A 16,521-nucleotide genomic window follows, 5' to 3' on the forward strand; every position below is an offset into this window, starting at 1 on the left:
TGCAACAAAACCGATCACCCCTTCACACTCCCCGCCAGCATGCCGCGGATGTAGTAGCGTTGCAGCGCCAGGAAGAGGATCAGAACCGGCGCGACCGTAATCACGGCTCCCGCCATCATCAGCTCGATATCCTGCACATGCTCGCGCGACAGGGCGGCCAGCGCCACAGGCAGCGTATAGTTGGACTGGTCCGTCAGAATGATCAGTGGCCACAGGAAGTCGTTCCAGCTGCCCAGGAAGACGAACAGGGCCAGGGTCACGATGATGGGCTGAAGGGTCGGCAGGACCACGCGGCGGAAGATCTGCCCCTCGGACGCGCCGTCGATGCGGGCCGCCTCCAGCATCTCGTCGGGGATGCTGAGCGCATACTGCCGCACCAGGAACAGGCCGAAGATCGACGCCAGCCACGGCACCAGTGCCCCGGCATAGGTGTTCACCAGCCCGACCGACTTCAGCATCAGGAACAGCGGCAGGGTACCGATCTGGGCCGGCACGACCAGGGCTCCGACCAGGATCTGGAACACCCGGTCTCGTCCCTTGAAGGCCAGCTTGGCGAAGGCGTAACCGGCGGGCACCGTGAAGGCCAAAGCCAGGGCCGTGGCCAGCGACGCCAAGGCAAAGCTGTTCCACAGATACCGCCCCATGCCCTGGGTCACGAACAGGTCGCGGTAGTGCTCCAACGTCCAGACCTTGGGCAGCAGCGGCGGCGGGAAGGTCGCGGCCTCTCCCGTCGACATGAAGCTGACCGACAGCATCCAGACCAGCGGGAACAGCACCAGCAACGCGATCAGCGCCACGCCGATATTCAGGATGACGGCCCTCAGGCGACGGGCGCTCATTCGTAGGCCCCCAGACGCTTTGCCACGGCCAACTGGACGAGGGTGACGGCCAGGATGCAGAGGAACAGCACGAAGGCGACGGCGCTGGCCGAGCCCAGATTCCACCATTTGAAGCCCTCTTCGTACATGAAGTACAGCACCGTCACGGTCGATTGCGCGGGGCCCCCTTGCGTCATCACATAGGGCTCGGCGAACAGCTGGAAGAAGCCCGCGACCGAGATGATCGACACCAGCAGCAGGGTCGGCGCGATGGCCGGGAGCGTCACGTGGCGGAACTGTTTCCACAGCCCGGCCCCGTCGATGCGCGCGGCCTCGTACAGGTCGTCCGGCACGGTCTGCAGCACGGCCAGGAAGATCAGCATGTTGTAGCCGAAGATCTTCCACACCACGAACATCAGGATGGCCGGGATCGAAGTCGAAGGCTGGCCCAGCCAGTCGACGGGCGGAATGCCGACCGCTCCGATGGCCCAGTTGATGACGCCGTATTTGGTGTGAAGAAGGTAGTTCCACAGGACCGCCGTGGCCACCAGAGTGGTCACGAAGGGCGCGAAGAAGGCCACCCGCCAGATCGGCCGCCACTTGATCACGCGGGCGTTCAGGATCACCGCCGCCGCCAGCGACGTGATGATCGACAAGGGCACACCGATGACCGTGAAGACGCCGGTGTTCTTCATCGCCGTCCAGAACAGCGGATTGGTAAACAGCCGCTCATAGTTCTGAAGGCCCACGAACCGCATGTTGCCGATGTCGGCCAGGGCATAGATGTCGAAGTCGGTCAGGCTGAGCAGCAGGGCCGCGAAGACCGGGACGGCGAAGAAGACGGCAATGGCGATCAGGGCCGGAGCCACGAAGCCCCATGCGGCGCGTTCGCGCGAGCGCGGCGTGCCCGGCCTGCGGGCCGCCTTGGCGTTCAGCGGCGGGATGGGCTGTGCCGTCACTTCGCCCTCCCCTGTTCGATCATCCAGCGACGCTTTTCCAGCAGACGATCGGCCCGGCGGTCGATCTCGGCCCCGGCGGTAGCGGGCGTGTATTCGCCGCGCACCATGCGCTCGGCGACGATCTGCATTTCGGTGACGATCCGCTCCCACTCCGGCACCTTGGGCACGGCTTTGGCGCGCGACAACTGGCCCTTGAAGGCCGCGATATAAGGGTCGCCCGCCACCGTCGGGGTGGCCCAGGCGCTCTCGCGCGCGGGCAGATTGCCGGTGATGCCGTTGAACCGCGCCTGCACCGCCGGATCGGACAGATAGCGCACCAGCTTCCAGGCCGCCTCCTGATGCCGCGACGACCGATAGACCACCAGCGACGACCCACCCGGAGCAGAAGCCCCCGGCCCGGTCGGTCCTGGCACGCCGGAGGTCATCCAACGCGTGGTCGGCGCCAGACGCGTCCGGAAATCGCCAATGCTCCACGGGCCGGAGAAGTAGAAGCTGAAAAACCCGCGCTCGAACTCGGTCCAGGTATTGGAAATCTGGGTCGACGACGCCAACGGGGCCAGCCCCTCGTCGAACACGCTCTTGTAGAAGGCCAAGGCCGCCACGAACGATGGACTGGAAAAGTTGCCGCGCGTGTCGCGGTCGCGCAGCAGCGGCTCGGTGCCCTGCAGCCCGAACGTCAGCAGTTGTTCGAACTCATTGACCGGCAGCAGCACCGCATAGTTCCCGGGCCCCGCCACGCGCTTGACCGCATGCATGGCCTGTTTCCAGCCCCCCCAGGTCTGGGGCACGGCGTCATAGCCGGCCCGCTCCAGCAGATCGCTGCGATAGAAGATCAGCCGGGTGTCGACATACCAAGGCGTGGCCATGGCGCGGTCGTTGATCTCGTTGGTCTCCAGCACCGCCGGGAACTGATCGGTCAGCAGGTCGTCGGCAAAGCTCGGCAGGGGGCTGATCGCGCCGATGGCCGTCATCTCCGACACCCAGGTGTTGCCGACCTGGCTGAGGTCCGGCAGCGACGAACCGGCATAGGAGGTCAGCAGCTTGGAGTGCGCCGCCGTCCACGGCAGGGCCTGCACCTCCACCGTGATGCCTGGGTTCAGCCGCTCGAACTCCGGCAGCAACTGACCGACATTGGTCGCCTCCGACCCCATGGCCCAGAAGCGCAGGCGGGTGGTGCCGTCATCGCGCGGCCCGCACCCCGTCAGCCCGGCCGCGCCCGCACCGGCCAGAAGGCCCAGCGCCGTCCTGCGATCCGGGCGGAACAGGCTCATCCGCGACCCAGCCAGGCCCCGGTGAAGCCGGCACGCTTCAGCCCCCGCGTCAGGTTCGGCTCGCCGCGCATACGGCTCCAGACGATGTCGCTGCGATGGTTCTCGATCTGGATGACGATCGGGCCTTGGTCGATGCCCAAATGGTCGTCAGCGATCCAGCCGACGTTCGGCACGATGTTTCCGTGGAGCAACGGCCCGGCCCGCTCCGTCAGGGTCGGGTTAAAGGCATCGAGGAAGCCGTACTGCGTATAGACATCTGGATACTGCGCCTTCATCGCCTTCAGGCAGGCCGTGACTTCGGCGGGCGCGAACGGCAGGGACGACATGGCGGCCGTGGGGGCAATCGTGCCGTCGTCACGGTCGCCGGGGCCGCGTGCGGAGTAGCTGAAGAACTCCCGCTCCGTGCCGTCAAAGACGACCTGTCTGAAATCGCCCGGACCGTCGCAGGCCGTCAGGCCCCAGACGTCCGCAGAATAGCCCTTCCAGCGCAGGCTGTTCTCGACCGCATAGGCGCGTTGGGCCTCGACCGCGCGGCGGCTGTTCTCGAAATAGTCGAAGCCGGGGATTTCCGCCGCCTTGTCGCGCAGCCAGGCGTCCTGGATGCCGCGGAAATCGACGAACAGATGGCTGAACTGGTGCCCGAACAGCGGCGGGAAATGCAGGTGCGGGCGGCCCCAGCGGTCCGACCAGCTGCGGTCATAGACGCTGCACCATTCGTCCCAGACGCTGGCCGGAACCGGGTGCGTCGGGCTGCCGATCGCCAGCAGCAGGACCAGCATGCCCTCGTTATAGACATTCCAGTCGGCCTCGATGAAGCCGCTCTCGGGGTGCCAGCCCATGCTGATCCTATCAGGCCGGACCACGACCCAGTCCCACTCCACCCGCTCATAGACGCGCTGCGCCAGCCGCCGGATCTCGCGCTCGTCTCGGTGCGAGCCGTCGAACCAGCGCGCGGCGAACAGCATGCCGGCGATCAGCAACGTCGTGTCCACCGTCGACAGCTCGGTCCGCCCGAAACGGTGGCCGGTGTTCATGTCCAGGAAGTGGTAGAAGAAGCCCTTGTAGCCGCCAACGCCCGTCGCCTCCGGCCCCTGCGGCAGGTCGTGGAAGAAGCGGATGGTGGTCAGGGTCCGCTCGCGCGCCTCCTCCCGGCTCATCCAGCCGCGCTCGACCCCGATAGGCCAGCAGGTCAGGGCGAAGCCGACCGCCGCGACGGATGAAAAGGACGGTGTCGGCCAGCGATCCGGCGTCAGACCGTTCGCGCGATTGGTGACATGGGTGAACCAGTCGAAGGTGCGCCGCTGAAGCTCGTCCATTGCCGGATCGACGGGATTGCTCACCAACGGTGACCTTTGCACCTGCGCCTTGGCTTGGTTGACGCCCAGCCCCAGCATCGCGGCTGACGCCACGGCCGTGCCCATCAGAAATCCGCGACGATCCATGGGCCACACCTTCTTACGCAAACAGGAAACAGTCAAAAATCGGCCGCCCCTCGGAATGCGAGGGGCGGCCGTCAGGGTCAGGAGATTAGAAGCTGTATCGCATTCCGATCTGGAACTGCCGGGTCGGGAACAGCACGCGAGAAGGCCGCTCGAAGTTCGGGTTGGGAGCCGTTGCCGATCCCGTCCCGCCATCGAACCCAGCGAAGTTGTCGAAGTTGAACACGTTGATCGCGTCAACATAGAGCGACAGTTCCTGACCGCCCCAGACCTGGAAATTCTTGGTCAGGCGCAGGTCCAGATTTCGGTAGGCGAAGGAGTTCGGAATGATGAAGTTGAACTGCTGCGGACGGCCACCATTCGGACGATAGACGAAGTTTGCACCCGTGCCGTCGAAGACATCGAACGGCACGCCCGAACCGAGTGTCAGAATGCCCGACAGCTGGAAGTCGAAGGGCAGATCGACGATGCCGTTGGCCACGATGCGGTGACGCTCGTCGTTGTCGGTCGGACGGACCGGCGAGTTTTCGATGTCGAAGCAGTCGAAGCAGAAGGCGTCACGACCGCCATTCTGCTCCGCCTCGGACCAGGTGTAGGCGATGTTCAGACCCCAGCCAGAATCACGCGTGTAGTTCTTGTCGAGCTTGACATAGAGGGCCCGGAACTCGCGGCTCTTGTTGTGGTCAGAAGCGAAATAGTTGCGGAACTCGTTAGCGCCATCGGGGCCGCAGAAGCCTCCATTATCGCCAAAACCACCACCCTGTGACGGCCGGTTGGGCTCGCGGCAGCGACCCAGATACAGCCAGGTGAACTCGTTCTCGGTCTTGCCGTAGGCGAGCGTGAACTCGCTCTGCCAGTCGCCGAAACGCTGACGAAGACCCAGGTTGAACTGATCGGTGCGCGGCGGCTCGAAGTCGTTCTTCAGCAGGAAGACTTCGCCCTTGCCCGGGATGGTCGCAAAGACCGGGTCAAGACCAGCGGCCGTGCCATAAGACGACTGCCACAGGATGGGGTCGCCCGCGTCGCCCGGCAGGTCGACGCCCGGGCCAGGATCGCGATCTTCGCCAGCGGGACGGCCCGTCGTACTGAAGAAGGCGTTCTGGCGAATGTCGAACGGCTTGACCAGTTCGTCATAAGAGAAGTTGAAGTTGACGCGGTCATAATAGCGACCCGCACCGCCGAAAATCACCGTCGAACGATCGCCGAAGACATCGTAGGAGAAGCCGAGGCGTGGCTGGAACGCCTTGGCATAGGCCTCGCGGTTGTTGCCCGTCGAAATGTAGTCCGACTGGTTGAAGAAGCTGGGCACATAGCCTGCCGGACGCCCACCGGCCGTCGAGGCAAAATACTGGTTCAGACCCGTGACGACGTTGGCCGGGGTCACATATTCCTTGTTGTTGGCATTGGTTTCATAGTCCCAGCGAATGCCCAGGTTCAGCTCAAGCTGCTCGGTAATGCGCCAGTCGTCCTGAATGTAGAGGCCAATGACAGTGTTATCGAGATCGACTTCCGGGAACGACCGACCCAGTTCGACACGGTAGGGCACAGTGCTGCTGCCGCTCAACTCCGGTCGCGCTTCAAGATCGTAGTAGAAGAAAGGGTTGCGACCGAATTGCTTTTCGACCTGATAGTTCTGGAACGACACCTTGCCGCCAACCTTGATGGTGTGGAAGCCATTCATCTCCCAGTCGTTGAACGTCAGGTCGTTGCGGACGGTCACGGCGTTATCATGAATATCCTGAGTGCTGTCGCGGCCACCGATGTTCAGGATTGTAGACCCACCGAAAGGCGAATCCACTGCTCTGCGGAAGCTCTGACCAGCATCTGAGAAATTGGCGGCACCCGGGTTGTAGTTATAATCGCGGTAGTCGATGGCGAACTCGTTCAGGAACGAGTCCGTCTGCCACTGATAACGGACGTTGCTGGTCAGGGTGGTTTGTTGCAGGTTGTTGGCCCGCTCGAAGGCATCAGCGCCGCCGAAATCCCGCAGGTCCGACTCGTCGCGATAGGTGACGCTCCAGTCGATCAGGTGACCTTCCGCTGGCTGCCAGCTCAGCTTGCCGAAATACAGGTCTTCCTCGAACGGAGCAGCGAAGGTGCCGAGGTATTCGGCAAACTGCGCCTCGTCGGCCAGCGTTGCGCGATCACCCAGATCGACGACGCGGGCCCGGCCCTCCTCCTTGCGCTCATATGTGCCGAAGAAGTGCAGCTGGTCCCTGATGATCGGCCCACCCAGAGCAAACCCGTATTGGCGCACTTCCAGATCTGGCACTTCGATGTTGTCACGCTCAGCGAAGAAGTCCTTGGAGATGAAGCTCTGATCGCGATAGGTGCCGAAGATTTCGCCCCGGAACTCATTGGTGCCGGAGCGTGTGACGGCCGTGATGATCGCTGACGACGCTTGTTCGTACTCTGCCTTGAAGTTTTGGCTTACGACGCGGAATTCCTGAATACCGGCCTGTGGGAAGGGGTTACCGCGGCTGTCATCCTGACCAATGATGCCACCGGCGATGATGTTGGACTTCAGGCTGGCACCGTCGATGAAGGCGTTGACGGACTCAGCGCGCTGCCCACCAGCAGTGATGGTCTGCTCGTTCTCGTCCAATGACAGACGAACACCGGGGGCAAGCGCTGCGAAGTTCAGGAAGTTGCGGTTGATTTGCGGCAGGGTGTTGATCTGCTGCGTCGTGACGTTGGTCGCGTTCTCGGGGGTGCGCACCTCGGCCAGCCGGCGACCGGTAACGACAACTTCGCCCAACTCTGTGGCGTTCGGATCGACGGAACCGGTTACAGCGGCACCAGATACCGACAGGTCCAGATCACCGACCTGACCAACGCCTATCGAGACCACATCCGAGCCGGTCTCTCCATCGGCGCTGGTAACCGTGATCTCGTAGTTGCCCGGACGCAGTCCCGATAGGACATAGGTGCCGTTGGCACTTGTCGTGGTGCGGCTGGTGAAGCCGCTGGCCGTGTTCCGAGCGACGACGGTCGCGCCGGCTTCGGCGACACCGTCATCGGTCACCGCGCCACGGACGGTCGAGGTCGTGACCTGCGCCGATGCCACGCCGGCACCCGCCAGAGAGATCGCCAGCGCCAGTGCCGATGCGGCACCCAGATAAGCCTTGTTGCGTGTCATTGTGGGCTCTCCCCCTCCAGGGCTGAAACAGGATGGATGGCGCGCGCGCCGGGTTGGTGATTGGGGCGGGGCTGCAAGGCAGGCCCGGTGGACGCCCGCACGACCAGTTCGGGTCGCACGGTTTCGCAGGACGTGTCGGTCAGGCCGTCGTCTGCGGTGTTGATGATCCGGACCAGACGCTCCAGAGCGCGCCGGCCCGTCTCGGCAATATTGATGCCCAGGGTGGTCAGTCCGGGGCGGACCATGTCGGCGATCGGCACGTCGTCGAAGCCGACAAGAGCCACATCCTCGGGCACCCGCAGACCTGCGTCCTGAAGCGCCAGCATCGCGCCGACGGCCATGATGTCATTGGCCGCAAAGATGGCGTCGGGCTTCAGAGCCAACTCGCTGATCCGGACGCCCGCCGCCTGGCCCGAGGCCTGGGTAAACGCACCATCGAGCACCATGGTGGGAAGGCCCGCCCTGGCCATGGCTTGCAGATAGCCCGCCAGACGCGCTTCGGACTCCAGGTTTCCCGCAGGACCCGAGATATGAACGATCCGCCGACAACCGGTTCCCAGCAGATGTTCGACCGCCCGGACCGCGCCGCCGTGGTTGTCGACGACGATCGAGGGTCGTCCGGCATCGGTCGCCCCACCGTTCATCAGCAGGACAGGCAAGCGACCGGCAAGGCTGGACGCCAGATTCGCGGCATCCAGGTGCGGCGACAGCACGATCAGCCCGTCGACCCGCCCACGCATCGAGCGGATGGCCGCCGAGGCCTCTTCTGCATCGTCATGCGAGCTGGAGACGATCAGGTGATAGCCCAGCGCCCGCGCCGCCACGTCCATGCCGCGGATCAACTCGGAAAAGAACTCGCCGTACAGGTCGGGAAGGACGACGCCGATCGTCTGGGTCTTGCTGGTCGAAAGGCTGCGTGCGCCGGAATGGGGTACGTACTGCAAGGCCTCGACCGCCTGAAGCACCTTTTCACGGGTGGCCGCCGTCACAGGGCCAGCCCCGTTCAGCACACGCGAAACGGAAGCCACGGAGACCTCCGCCCGGCGCGCCACGTCACGGATATTGGCCGGCTTCATGCCGTCACCACCGCGCAGCTTTGCTGGATGATCCTTGCGACCAACAGACGTCCTTCCCTGACCGGCGCGGCACCGGCCCGCTTTTCGCGGGTCCGTCCATCAATCCGTGTAACCGATTACATGGCACATGAAGATTGCGTCACGCAAGGCCGCATTTCGGCCATACGCAAGGCACCCGCGGCCTGTGGCGTGGGCATCAGGGCCGGGCAGATGAGAAGGCTCAGCGTGGACGGGTGTAGTAGGCTTCGATCAGGTCCAGCCTGTCCTTGAACGGTATCGGCTTGGCCGCCGGCCCGTCGTTGGTGAACTCAAGCAATCGATCCGGCTCCACCCCGAACTGCGGCCAGGCAGGACGGCCTGTTTCGTTGGGATCACCCGTCGCGGCGAATCGGCTCCAGTAATCCGCCATGGCTGCAGCCGCCCGATAGTCCCGCTCGCCCATCGGCCAGTTGGTCGTGGCCAGATTGTCGAAGACATAGGGCCGCTCCGACGCATGGGTCGCGCCTTCGTGTGGCTCTGGATTGGGGTCCGGCACGACGTCGAAGCGATAGAGAAAGGTCGGGTTGCCCGCCCGCGCATGCAGCCGCGCCAGGTGCCGCGCCGGTTCATTGAAGGCCAGATCGCTGACCACATGGGCGTTGTAGCCATCTTCACCACCATAGGCCGCCACGATCGTGGCGCGCTCTTCCGGCGTCATGGCGTCGTCGATTTCGCCATAGGGGCTGAGGTCTGACGGCTTCATCCACCAGAACTCGGCGCTGTTGGTGCCGATGATCAGGGGCACCGGGGCCTGTTTGCCGGCCGCGAACGCCGCCTCGACATCCTCCTGAACCACCGATCCGTCGATCACCAGATTGTCGCCGCCATAGAAGTTCGGGGCGGGGGTCAGGAGCGCCTCGGCGGGAATGGCGCGCAGATCCGCAGAGGTTGCCGCCGCAAGCCCGAGCCGCTGGGCGTAGGCCTGCCCGCGCGCCTGCAACGACGGCTTGCCTAGCGCGGAAACCCTGTCCAGAGGTGTGCCGGTGTCACGCCCCAGCCCGGACTGGATGACAGCGCGGTGGAACAGCGGACGCGCCTCCGGCGAAATCATGAGGCGGGTGACAGCAGCCCCCCCGGCGGATTCGCCGAAGATCGTCACCCGACCGGGATCGCCGCCGAAAGCCTCGGCATTGGCCTGCACCCATTTCAGGGCCGCAATCATGTCCATCAGGGCATAGTTGCCGCCGGGCTCGTCATGCTCGCGCTCGGCCGCCAGCGCCGGGTGATCGAAGAAGCCCAGTCGGCCCAGCCGATAGTTGATCGTGACGACCACCACGCCCCGCCGCGCCAGGGCCGTACCGTCATACAACGCCGCCGTGCCTGAACCGTTGTTGAATCCGCCGCCATGGATCCACACCATCACCGGCGCGGGACCTGCCCGATCCTTTGGCGACCAGACGTTCAGAGTCAGGCAGTCTTCGCTCATCGGCATCGGCCCGACGCCCGGGTCGCCATTGGCCGGGGGTTGCGGACACAAGGCCCCGACGTTTCCGGCGTCGCGTGGCCCATCCCATGCCTCTACCGGCTGAGGCGGCCGCCAGCGGAATGCCCCCACCGGGGGGGCCGCATACGGGATTCCCTTGAAGGCTTCGACCTGATCATTCGCCCGCCCGACCAGCGCGCCGTCAGTCGTCAACACCTCCACCACGGGATCGCTCGATGAAACCGGAGACAGCATCAGGGCCACCGCAGACAGAAAGGACACAAGGCTCATCACTCTTCCTTAAACGGGATGACGCACTGGCCTCAAATCGAGATTTGCAACAACAGCGGTTTCGGGATGAAACCAACCATCCCGGAGGACGTTGACGGGGCCAGCAGCGGGGACCGGCTTGAAAATACTTTCCAGATCAGGAGATCCGAACGTCGACCTGGGCCAGGCCTTTGACGCCTCGCCCAACCCATATGTTCTGATGACACCAGAGTTCGTGATCATGGGGGCCAACCAGGCCTATCTGGACGTCACAAACAGCGTGCGCGACGCCATCGTGGGCCGGTCGCTTTTCGCCGCCTTCAACTCGGGACCGGGCGACGAAGCGCCAGAAAATGTGCGCCAGGTCAGGGCTTCACTCGAGAAGGCCCGTGACACGCGCCAGCGTGATCACCTGGCCGTCGTCCGCTACTCCATGGCCCGCCCGACAGACGAGGGCGACGTCTTCGAGGACCGCTACTGGAGCGCTACCCACACCCCCCTTCTGAACGAAGCGGGCGAGGTGGTGATGATCCTTCAGCACACCACGGACATCACAGAACTGGAATTGCTTCGCCAACAAACCCAGGCCGCAGCAGGCATGGCTCCACTCAAGGCGCTGGATGCCATCGTCGGCGGCAATATCCTGGAACGCGCGAAACAGGTGCAGGAGGACAACCGGCGACTTTCAGTCGAGCGCAATCGTCTCGTCGACATGTTCATGCAGGCCCCCGGCTTTGTCGCCGTCCTCTCAGGCCCGGAACACGTCTTTCAGTTCCATAACGAGGCCTACCGCCGCCTGATCGGAGAGCGCGACATCCAGGGACTGCCCATCGCCCAGGCCATGCCCGAAGTGATCGCTCAGGGTTACGTCGACATGCTGGACAGCGTCTTTCAGACCGGCGAACCCGTCCACGGCAATGCGAGCCTGTTCAGCTTCCCGCGCCGGTCCGGGGCACCGCCCGTCGATACCTATGTCGATTTCAGCTACCACCCCATCCGCGAGGCCGACGGTCGTATCGTCGGCGTTCTGGTACAGGGTCACGATGTGACCGACGCCGTCGTCGCCGCCGAGCGCCAGAAGCTTATGATCGACGAACTGAACCATCGGGTGAAAAACACCTTGGCCACGGTCCAGTCCATTGCCATGCAGACGGCGCGTTCCAACTCCGACCCCAAACGGTTTGCCGAAAATTTCCAGGCGCGACTTCTTGCCCTGTCCCACACCCATGACCTGCTGACGCGCAGTCACTGGGAGGGTGCCGACCTGCGCTCCATACTGGAACACGAAACCCAGGCACACGACCAGCACCGCATCCTGCTGAATGGGCCGTCACTGGCCCTGGATTCTGCGTCCGCCCTGTCACTGGGCATGGTGTTCCACGAACTGGCGACCAATGCCGCCAAATATGGAGCCCTGACTTCCGGCGAAGGCCGCGTGCTGGTCGACTGGTCTGTTAGCAACCAGACCGCTCGCACCCTGCACCTGACATGGCGCGAGGAAGGGGGCTGCGGGGCCGTCCAACCTACCCATCGGGGTTTCGGCAGCAGACTGATCGAACGCAATGTGCGACACGACCTTGGCGGCACGGTCACACTGAACTATGCGCCCGGTGGCCTTATCGCCGCCTTCACCATTCCGCTTGACCGGGAAGACACTGCATGAACCAGCCCCTGTCCGGACGAAACATCCTGATCGTCGAGGATGAATCCCTGGTCGCCATGCTGCTGGAGACCATTCTGGAAGACATGGGCTGCACTCCGGTTGGCCCAGCCTCCAGCGTGGATGAAGGTCTTGCCCTGATCGAAAGCGGCATGACCCTTGATGGTGCTCTGCTGGACGTCAACGTCGCCGGGGTGAAGATCTTCCCGATCGCCGAAGCGCTGGCTGCGCGCGACATCCCCTTCGTCTTTTCCACCGGATATGGCGAAGGCGGTCTGCCAGACGAATGGAAGGGTCGCCCCACGCTCCAGAAACCGTTCAGCGAGGCCGCCGTGCAGGACGCTCTTATGACGGCGCTCGGCGTCGCAAGCGTCTGATCTACCGCTTCAAGTCTTTCATCACTGTCCGCGCCGCATTGTGCCCTGGTGCTCCGGTGACGCCACCGCCGGGGTGCGCGCCCGACCCACATAGATAAAGCCCGGGCACCGGCATCCGGTGATCAGCGTGGCCCAGCACGGGACGCGCGCTGAACAGCTGGTCCAGCGTCAGCCGTCCATGGAAGATGTCGCCGCCGACCAAGCCGAACCGCCGCTCCAGATCGCGCGGACCCAGCGCCAGCCTCCCCAGCACCGACGCCTTGAAACCTGGTGCATGCTGATCGACCGTCTCGATCATCAGGTCGGCCACCGTTTCCCGGTGCTCATCCGCCAGATCGGGCGAGACGTGCTGACAGAACAGGCTGGCCACATGCTGGCCGGGTGGAGCGAGGCCGTCGTCCAGCGTCGACGGGATCAGCATCTCGACAATCGGCTTCGACGACCAGCCGTTCAGCCGCGCGCTCGCATGCGCCCGGTCCATGTAGTCGAGCGACGGCGCAATGATGATCCCCGCCGTCAGGTGATCCCCCTGCCCCGGCAGGGCGGTGAAATTCGGCAGTTCCGACAGCGCCACATTCATCCGGAACGTGCCAGAGCCTGAACTGTAGTTGCCGATCCGCTCGCGGAAGTCATCAGGCACGACCGCGTCGTCCACCAACCGCTCGAACAGCAGTCGCGGATGCAGGTTCGACACCACGGCACGCGCCCGCACCACGTCCCCGGCTTCGGTCACTGCCCCGCCTGCACGGCCCTTCTCGGTCAGAACTTCAGCGACCGGTGCCTCCAGCCTCACCTCGACCCCGGCCTCGGCGCAGGCCGCCGCCATGGCCTGGGTGATCGCGCCCATGCCTCCGATGGCGTGGCCCCAGACGCCCTTCTTGCCATTCACCTCGCCGAATACATGGTGCAGCAACACATAGGCCGAGCCAGGAGTGTATGGGCTGGCGTAGTTACCCACCACACTGTCGAACCCGAACAACGCCTTGATCGGATCGCTCTCGAACCAGCCATTCAGCCAGTCTCCCGCCGACTTGGCGAAAAGGTCCAGCAGGTCGCGCCGCCCCTGGATATCCAGTCCCATCGCCTGCCGGCCCAGTGACGCCCCTTTCAGCAGTTCCGGGAGCATCGCCATCCAGCCGCCTGCGACAACATTGGGCGGTGCCCTCAGGACCCAGTCGCGCAGCACCCCTGCCACGACTTCCAGCCGCCGCTCGTACTCCGGCAGGCGTTCAGCGTCCCTCGGCGAGAATTTGGCCAGCTCGCCCTGTGTCCGGCCTTCGCCCGCGAGGAAATAGCGCCCGTCGTCGAACGGCAGGAAGTTCGACACCTTACGCTCCACCACCCGCAAACCGTGGCGGGCCAGATCCATGTCGACAATAACCTTCGGATTGAGCAGGCTGACCGTGTAGCTGGCAGTCGAGTTGCGGAACCCCGGATGGAATTCCTCCGTTACCGCCGCCCCGCCGACGACATGCCGCCGCTCGAGAACCATCACCTTCAGCCCGGCCTTCGCCAGATAGAAAGCGCAGACGAGACCGTTGTGGCCCGCGCCCAGGATGACGACGTCGGTAGTGGTTGTGGTCATATGGCCCCGCTAACTTGGCTCACATTGCCTCGGCTGCCGTTGTTCGAGAAGGACTGATCCAGCCGCCCAGGCCGCGCTCCAGCGCCTTCCTGAAGACGGTTGGCAGACCGGCCATTGCATCCGCCTCCGGCGTCCAGAGAAAGTCACCCTCGCCCGTCGCCACATGCACGACTAGCGTCAGGCTGAAATGGGTGAACACGTGCTCCACCGTTCCGGCGTCATGCCAGTCAAGGCTGACCGGAGGCGTAACGTCGGGCACCGCGTTCCAGTCCGAGGTTGGCAACCCGAGCATTCCCCCCAGCAAGCCCTTGTCAGGGCGACGTACAAGGCCGACCCGCCCTTCACCGTCGCGCAGCACCCAGGCGATGCCGTGACGGTGCGGACGTTCGCCCTTTTTCACCTTCAATGGATAGCGGCCCGAATCACCGGTGGTCAGGGCGGCACAGCCGAAGGCAACGGGGCAGCGATCACAGAGCGGCGATTTAGGGCGGCAGACCGTCGCGCCGAGGTCCATCAGGGCCTGTGGCCAGTCGGCATGCTCGGCCCCCGGCTGATCGCCGATGACAAAGCGGGTGGCCAGCGCCTTCAGCCGTGGCCGGGCGGCGGGCAGCGGCGTCTCGACAGCAAACAGACGCGCCATGACCCGCTCGACATTGCCGTCCACGACATTGGCGGGGCGGCCAAAGGCAATGGCGGCGACGGCGGCGGCGGTATAGGCCCCCACGCCGGGCAGTTTCAGCAGGTCGGCCTCGGTGCCCGGAAAGGCACCGCCATGGTCGCGGGCTACCGCCCGGGCGCAGGCCAGCAGGTTGCGGGCGCGGGCGTAGTAACCCAGCCCCGCCCAGGCCGCCATGACGTCACTGTCCGGCGCCGCCGCCAGGTCGTTCACGGTCGGCCATCGTGTCGTGAAGGCTTGGAAATAGGGCGTGGCGTGGGGCGTGGTCGTCTGTTGCAGCATCACTTCGGACAGCCACACACGATAGGGATCGGGCCGTGCCTTCGACCCGGGCGGCGTTCGCCAGACCAGTGTCCTGGCATTCTGCCCATACCAGTCCAGCAGGGCGGAGCGGATGCGAGCCACCGTCTGCTGGGAGATGTCTGCGATAGGGACGGCGACCATTCCCTGCGCTATAGACCGGAAATGCGCCGCACGCTGCCCACCGATGAAGAGGTCCGCGAAATCCTGTCGCGCCGTCGCACGCGGCCCCTGCCCCGGCCTGCGCCCCGGGCCGGGCGTGCCCTGCAAAAGCTGATCAGGGACCTGGACGACAAATTCGGGCGCGGCCCCGGTGCCCTGGAGGCCCGCTGGCGCGAGATCGTCGGCGAGCGTCTGGCCCGCGTCAGTCGTCCACAGAAACTGACCAAGGGGCGCGGCGGCGCGGCGGGCACGCTGGAACTACGCGTCGTCGGGGCCGCCGCCCTTCTGGTCCAGCACCAGTCCGAGGACATCCTGCAACGGGTAAACCTGTTCCTGGGGGCGGGGTCGGTGGACAAGCTGCGCATCGCCCAAGGGCCGGTAAAGCCATTGGACGACACCCCGAGCCAGCCGAAGCGCCGGACCGCCCCGCCGCCTCTGCCCGCGCATCAGGAGGCCGAGCTTAAGGCCTCTCTTGCCACCGCTCCCGACGGTCTGAAGGGCTCGCTTGAACGCCTGGGCCGTGCGGTACTGAGCGACCGTGACGGTGCCAGCGGTTGACAAAACTTCGCCGCTTCTGTTCTCGAAGGTGCACAACGCGCGTGGCCGAACAGAATCGCGCGATGCAGACCGATCCCTACCTGTGAGGACGACGCCATGATCTTCAAATCGAAGTATGCCCAGATGAGCCGCCGCGCGGCTATGACCGCTGCGGCCCTGGCCGGTATGGCCGCCCTGGCCGGTTGTGGCGGCGGCGGTGCGACCGGCGCGGCCGAGGGCGACATGGCCATGGGTGCGCCCGAAGGGGCCAAGGTCACGGTCGTCGAGTACGCCTCGGTCACGTGCAGCCACTGCGCCGCATGGCACAAGGAAACCTGGCCGGAGTTCAAGTCCACCTATGTCGATACCAACAAGGTGCGGTTTGTGTTCCGCGAAATGCCCACGGCCCCAACCAACGTTGCTGCGGCAGGATTCATGATCGCGCGCTGCGCCGGCCCCGACAAGTATTTTGACGTCGTGCACGAGATACTGAACAGCCAGGAAGAGATGTTCGCGTCTGGCGACCTGAGCGGTGCACGTGCTGTCCTGTTCCGTATCGGCAATGGCGCTGGCCTCAGCAACGCCGAGATCGATACCTGCATCAAGGACCCGGAGGCACAAACGGCGGTGGATGAGCGCGCCCAGGCCGCTGTTCGGGCAGGCGTGAACGGCACGCCGACCTTCCTCGTCAACGGCAATACTGTAATCACGCCCGGGTCTCAGAGCGGCGCTACCATGGCCGACCTGTCGAAAGCCATCGAAGCCGAATTGGCCAAATAGGTTATGAGCC

The 16,521-nt window shown here is 64.6% G+C and carries 13 protein-coding genes; 4 read left to right on the top strand and 9 right to left on the bottom strand.

Annotated elements, in window-relative coordinates; translation table 11 throughout:
• Positions 1 to 14 precede the first annotated feature (14 nt).
• The 7 genes from WC585_RS01750 to WC585_RS01780 form a co-directional block, all read right to left on the bottom strand.
• Positions 15 to 839, bottom strand: a complete 825-nt coding sequence (locus tag WC585_RS01750; RefSeq protein ID WP_373255795.1) for a carbohydrate ABC transporter permease — start codon at positions 837 to 839, stop codon at positions 15 to 17.
• On the bottom strand, positions 836 to 1,777 hold the full coding sequence (locus WC585_RS01755; RefSeq protein WP_373255796.1) for a carbohydrate ABC transporter permease: 942 nt from the start codon (positions 1,775 to 1,777) through the stop codon (positions 836 to 838). Before WC585_RS01755 ends, WC585_RS01750 begins: the two co-directional genes overlap by 4 nt.
• Complete coding sequence (locus WC585_RS01760) at positions 1,774 to 3,048, bottom strand: extracellular solute-binding protein (RefSeq protein ID WP_373255797.1); 1,275 nt, start codon at positions 3,046 to 3,048, stop codon at positions 1,774 to 1,776. Before WC585_RS01760 ends, WC585_RS01755 begins: the two co-directional genes overlap by 4 nt.
• Positions 3,045 to 4,490, bottom strand: coding sequence for a glucoamylase family protein (locus WC585_RS01765; RefSeq protein ID WP_373255798.1), 1,446 nt, complete (start codon positions 4,488 to 4,490; stop codon positions 3,045 to 3,047). Before WC585_RS01765 ends, WC585_RS01760 begins: the two co-directional genes overlap by 4 nt.
• A gap of 85 nt (positions 4,491 to 4,575) precedes the next feature.
• Positions 4,576 to 7,626 (bottom strand): carboxypeptidase regulatory-like domain-containing protein, encoded by a 3,051-nt coding sequence (locus tag WC585_RS01770; RefSeq protein ID WP_373255799.1) that lies wholly within the window; start codon positions 7,624 to 7,626, stop codon positions 4,576 to 4,578.
• Positions 7,623 to 8,702 (bottom strand): LacI family DNA-binding transcriptional regulator, encoded by a 1,080-nt coding sequence (locus tag WC585_RS01775; RefSeq protein ID WP_373255800.1) that lies wholly within the window; start codon positions 8,700 to 8,702, stop codon positions 7,623 to 7,625. The genes WC585_RS01770 and WC585_RS01775 overlap by 4 nt, the downstream gene beginning before the upstream one ends.
• Positions 8,703 to 8,922: 220 nt before the next feature.
• Entirely contained in the window at positions 8,923 to 10,455 is a 1,533-nt protein-coding gene (locus WC585_RS01780; protein WP_373255801.1) for a carboxylesterase/lipase family protein, read from the bottom strand.
• A 118-nt stretch (positions 10,456 to 10,573) separates the two neighbouring features.
• Between WC585_RS01780 and WC585_RS01785 the strand changes: the two genes are divergently transcribed.
• Positions 10,574 to 12,097, top strand: coding sequence for a sensor histidine kinase (locus tag WC585_RS01785; protein ID WP_373255802.1), 1,524 nt, complete (start codon positions 10,574 to 10,576; stop codon positions 12,095 to 12,097).
• Positions 12,094 to 12,471, top strand: coding sequence for a response regulator (locus WC585_RS01790; protein WP_373255803.1), 378 nt, complete (start codon positions 12,094 to 12,096; stop codon positions 12,469 to 12,471). Before WC585_RS01785 ends, WC585_RS01790 begins: the two co-directional genes overlap by 4 nt.
• A 1-nt stretch (position 12,472) precedes the next feature.
• Here WC585_RS01790 and WC585_RS01795 read toward each other — a convergent pair whose 3' ends face one another.
• Both WC585_RS01795 and WC585_RS01800 read right to left on the bottom strand, forming a co-directional pair.
• Complete coding sequence (locus WC585_RS01795; protein ID WP_373255804.1) at positions 12,473 to 14,056, bottom strand: phytoene desaturase family protein; 1,584 nt, start codon at positions 14,054 to 14,056, stop codon at positions 12,473 to 12,475.
• A 19-nt stretch (positions 14,057 to 14,075) separates the two neighbouring features.
• Positions 14,076 to 15,176, bottom strand: coding sequence for an A/G-specific adenine glycosylase (locus WC585_RS01800; RefSeq protein WP_373255805.1), 1,101 nt, complete (start codon positions 15,174 to 15,176; stop codon positions 14,076 to 14,078).
• 21 nt (positions 15,177 to 15,197) lie between these two features.
• Here WC585_RS01800 and WC585_RS01805 point away from each other — a divergent pair, with 21 nt between their 5' ends.
• The gene (locus WC585_RS01805; protein ID WP_373255806.1) at positions 15,198 to 15,752 is read left to right on the top strand and encodes a DUF721 domain-containing protein; all 555 of its coding nucleotides are present in this window, start codon (positions 15,198 to 15,200) and stop codon (positions 15,750 to 15,752) included.
• A 96-nt stretch (positions 15,753 to 15,848) separates the two neighbouring features.
• On the top strand, positions 15,849 to 16,511 hold the full coding sequence (locus WC585_RS01810) for a thioredoxin domain-containing protein (RefSeq protein WP_373255807.1): 663 nt from the start codon (positions 15,849 to 15,851) through the stop codon (positions 16,509 to 16,511).
• The last annotated feature ends 10 nt before the right edge of the window (positions 16,512 to 16,521 follow it).

It is taken from the genome of Brevundimonas sp., assembly GCF_041648055.1.
In the GTDB taxonomy this organism is placed as follows: domain Bacteria; phylum Pseudomonadota; class Alphaproteobacteria; order Caulobacterales; family Caulobacteraceae; genus Brevundimonas.

Coding starts and splice junctions, on each gene's coding strand:
- WC585_RS01750 (WP_373255795.1), bottom strand. CDS start 839: ATGAGCGCCCGTCGCCTGAGGGCCGTCATCCTGAATATCGGCGTGGCG.
- WC585_RS01760 (WP_373255797.1), bottom strand. CDS start 3,048: ATGAGCCTGTTCCGCCCGGATCGCAGGACGGCGCTGGGCCTTCTGGCC.
- WC585_RS01765 (WP_373255798.1), bottom strand. CDS start 4,490: ATGGATCGTCGCGGATTTCTGATGGGCACGGCCGTGGCGTCAGCCGCG.
- WC585_RS01770 (WP_373255799.1), bottom strand. CDS start 7,626: ATGACACGCAACAAGGCTTATCTGGGTGCCGCATCGGCACTGGCGCTG.
- WC585_RS01775 (WP_373255800.1), bottom strand. CDS start 8,702: ATGAAGCCGGCCAATATCCGTGACGTGGCGCGCCGGGCGGAGGTCTCC.
- WC585_RS01780 (WP_373255801.1), bottom strand. CDS start 10,455: ATGAGCCTTGTGTCCTTTCTGTCTGCGGTGGCCCTGATGCTGTCTCCG.
- WC585_RS01790 (WP_373255803.1), top strand. CDS start 12,094: ATGAACCAGCCCCTGTCCGGACGAAACATCCTGATCGTCGAGGATGAA.
- WC585_RS01795 (WP_373255804.1), bottom strand. CDS start 14,056: ATGACCACAACCACTACCGACGTCGTCATCCTGGGCGCGGGCCACAAC.
- WC585_RS01800 (WP_373255805.1), bottom strand. CDS start 15,176: ATGGTCGCCGTCCCTATCGCAGACATCTCCCAGCAGACGGTGGCTCGC.
- WC585_RS01805 (WP_373255806.1), top strand. CDS start 15,198: ATGCGCCGCACGCTGCCCACCGATGAAGAGGTCCGCGAAATCCTGTCG.
- WC585_RS01810 (WP_373255807.1), top strand. CDS start 15,849: ATGATCTTCAAATCGAAGTATGCCCAGATGAGCCGCCGCGCGGCTATG.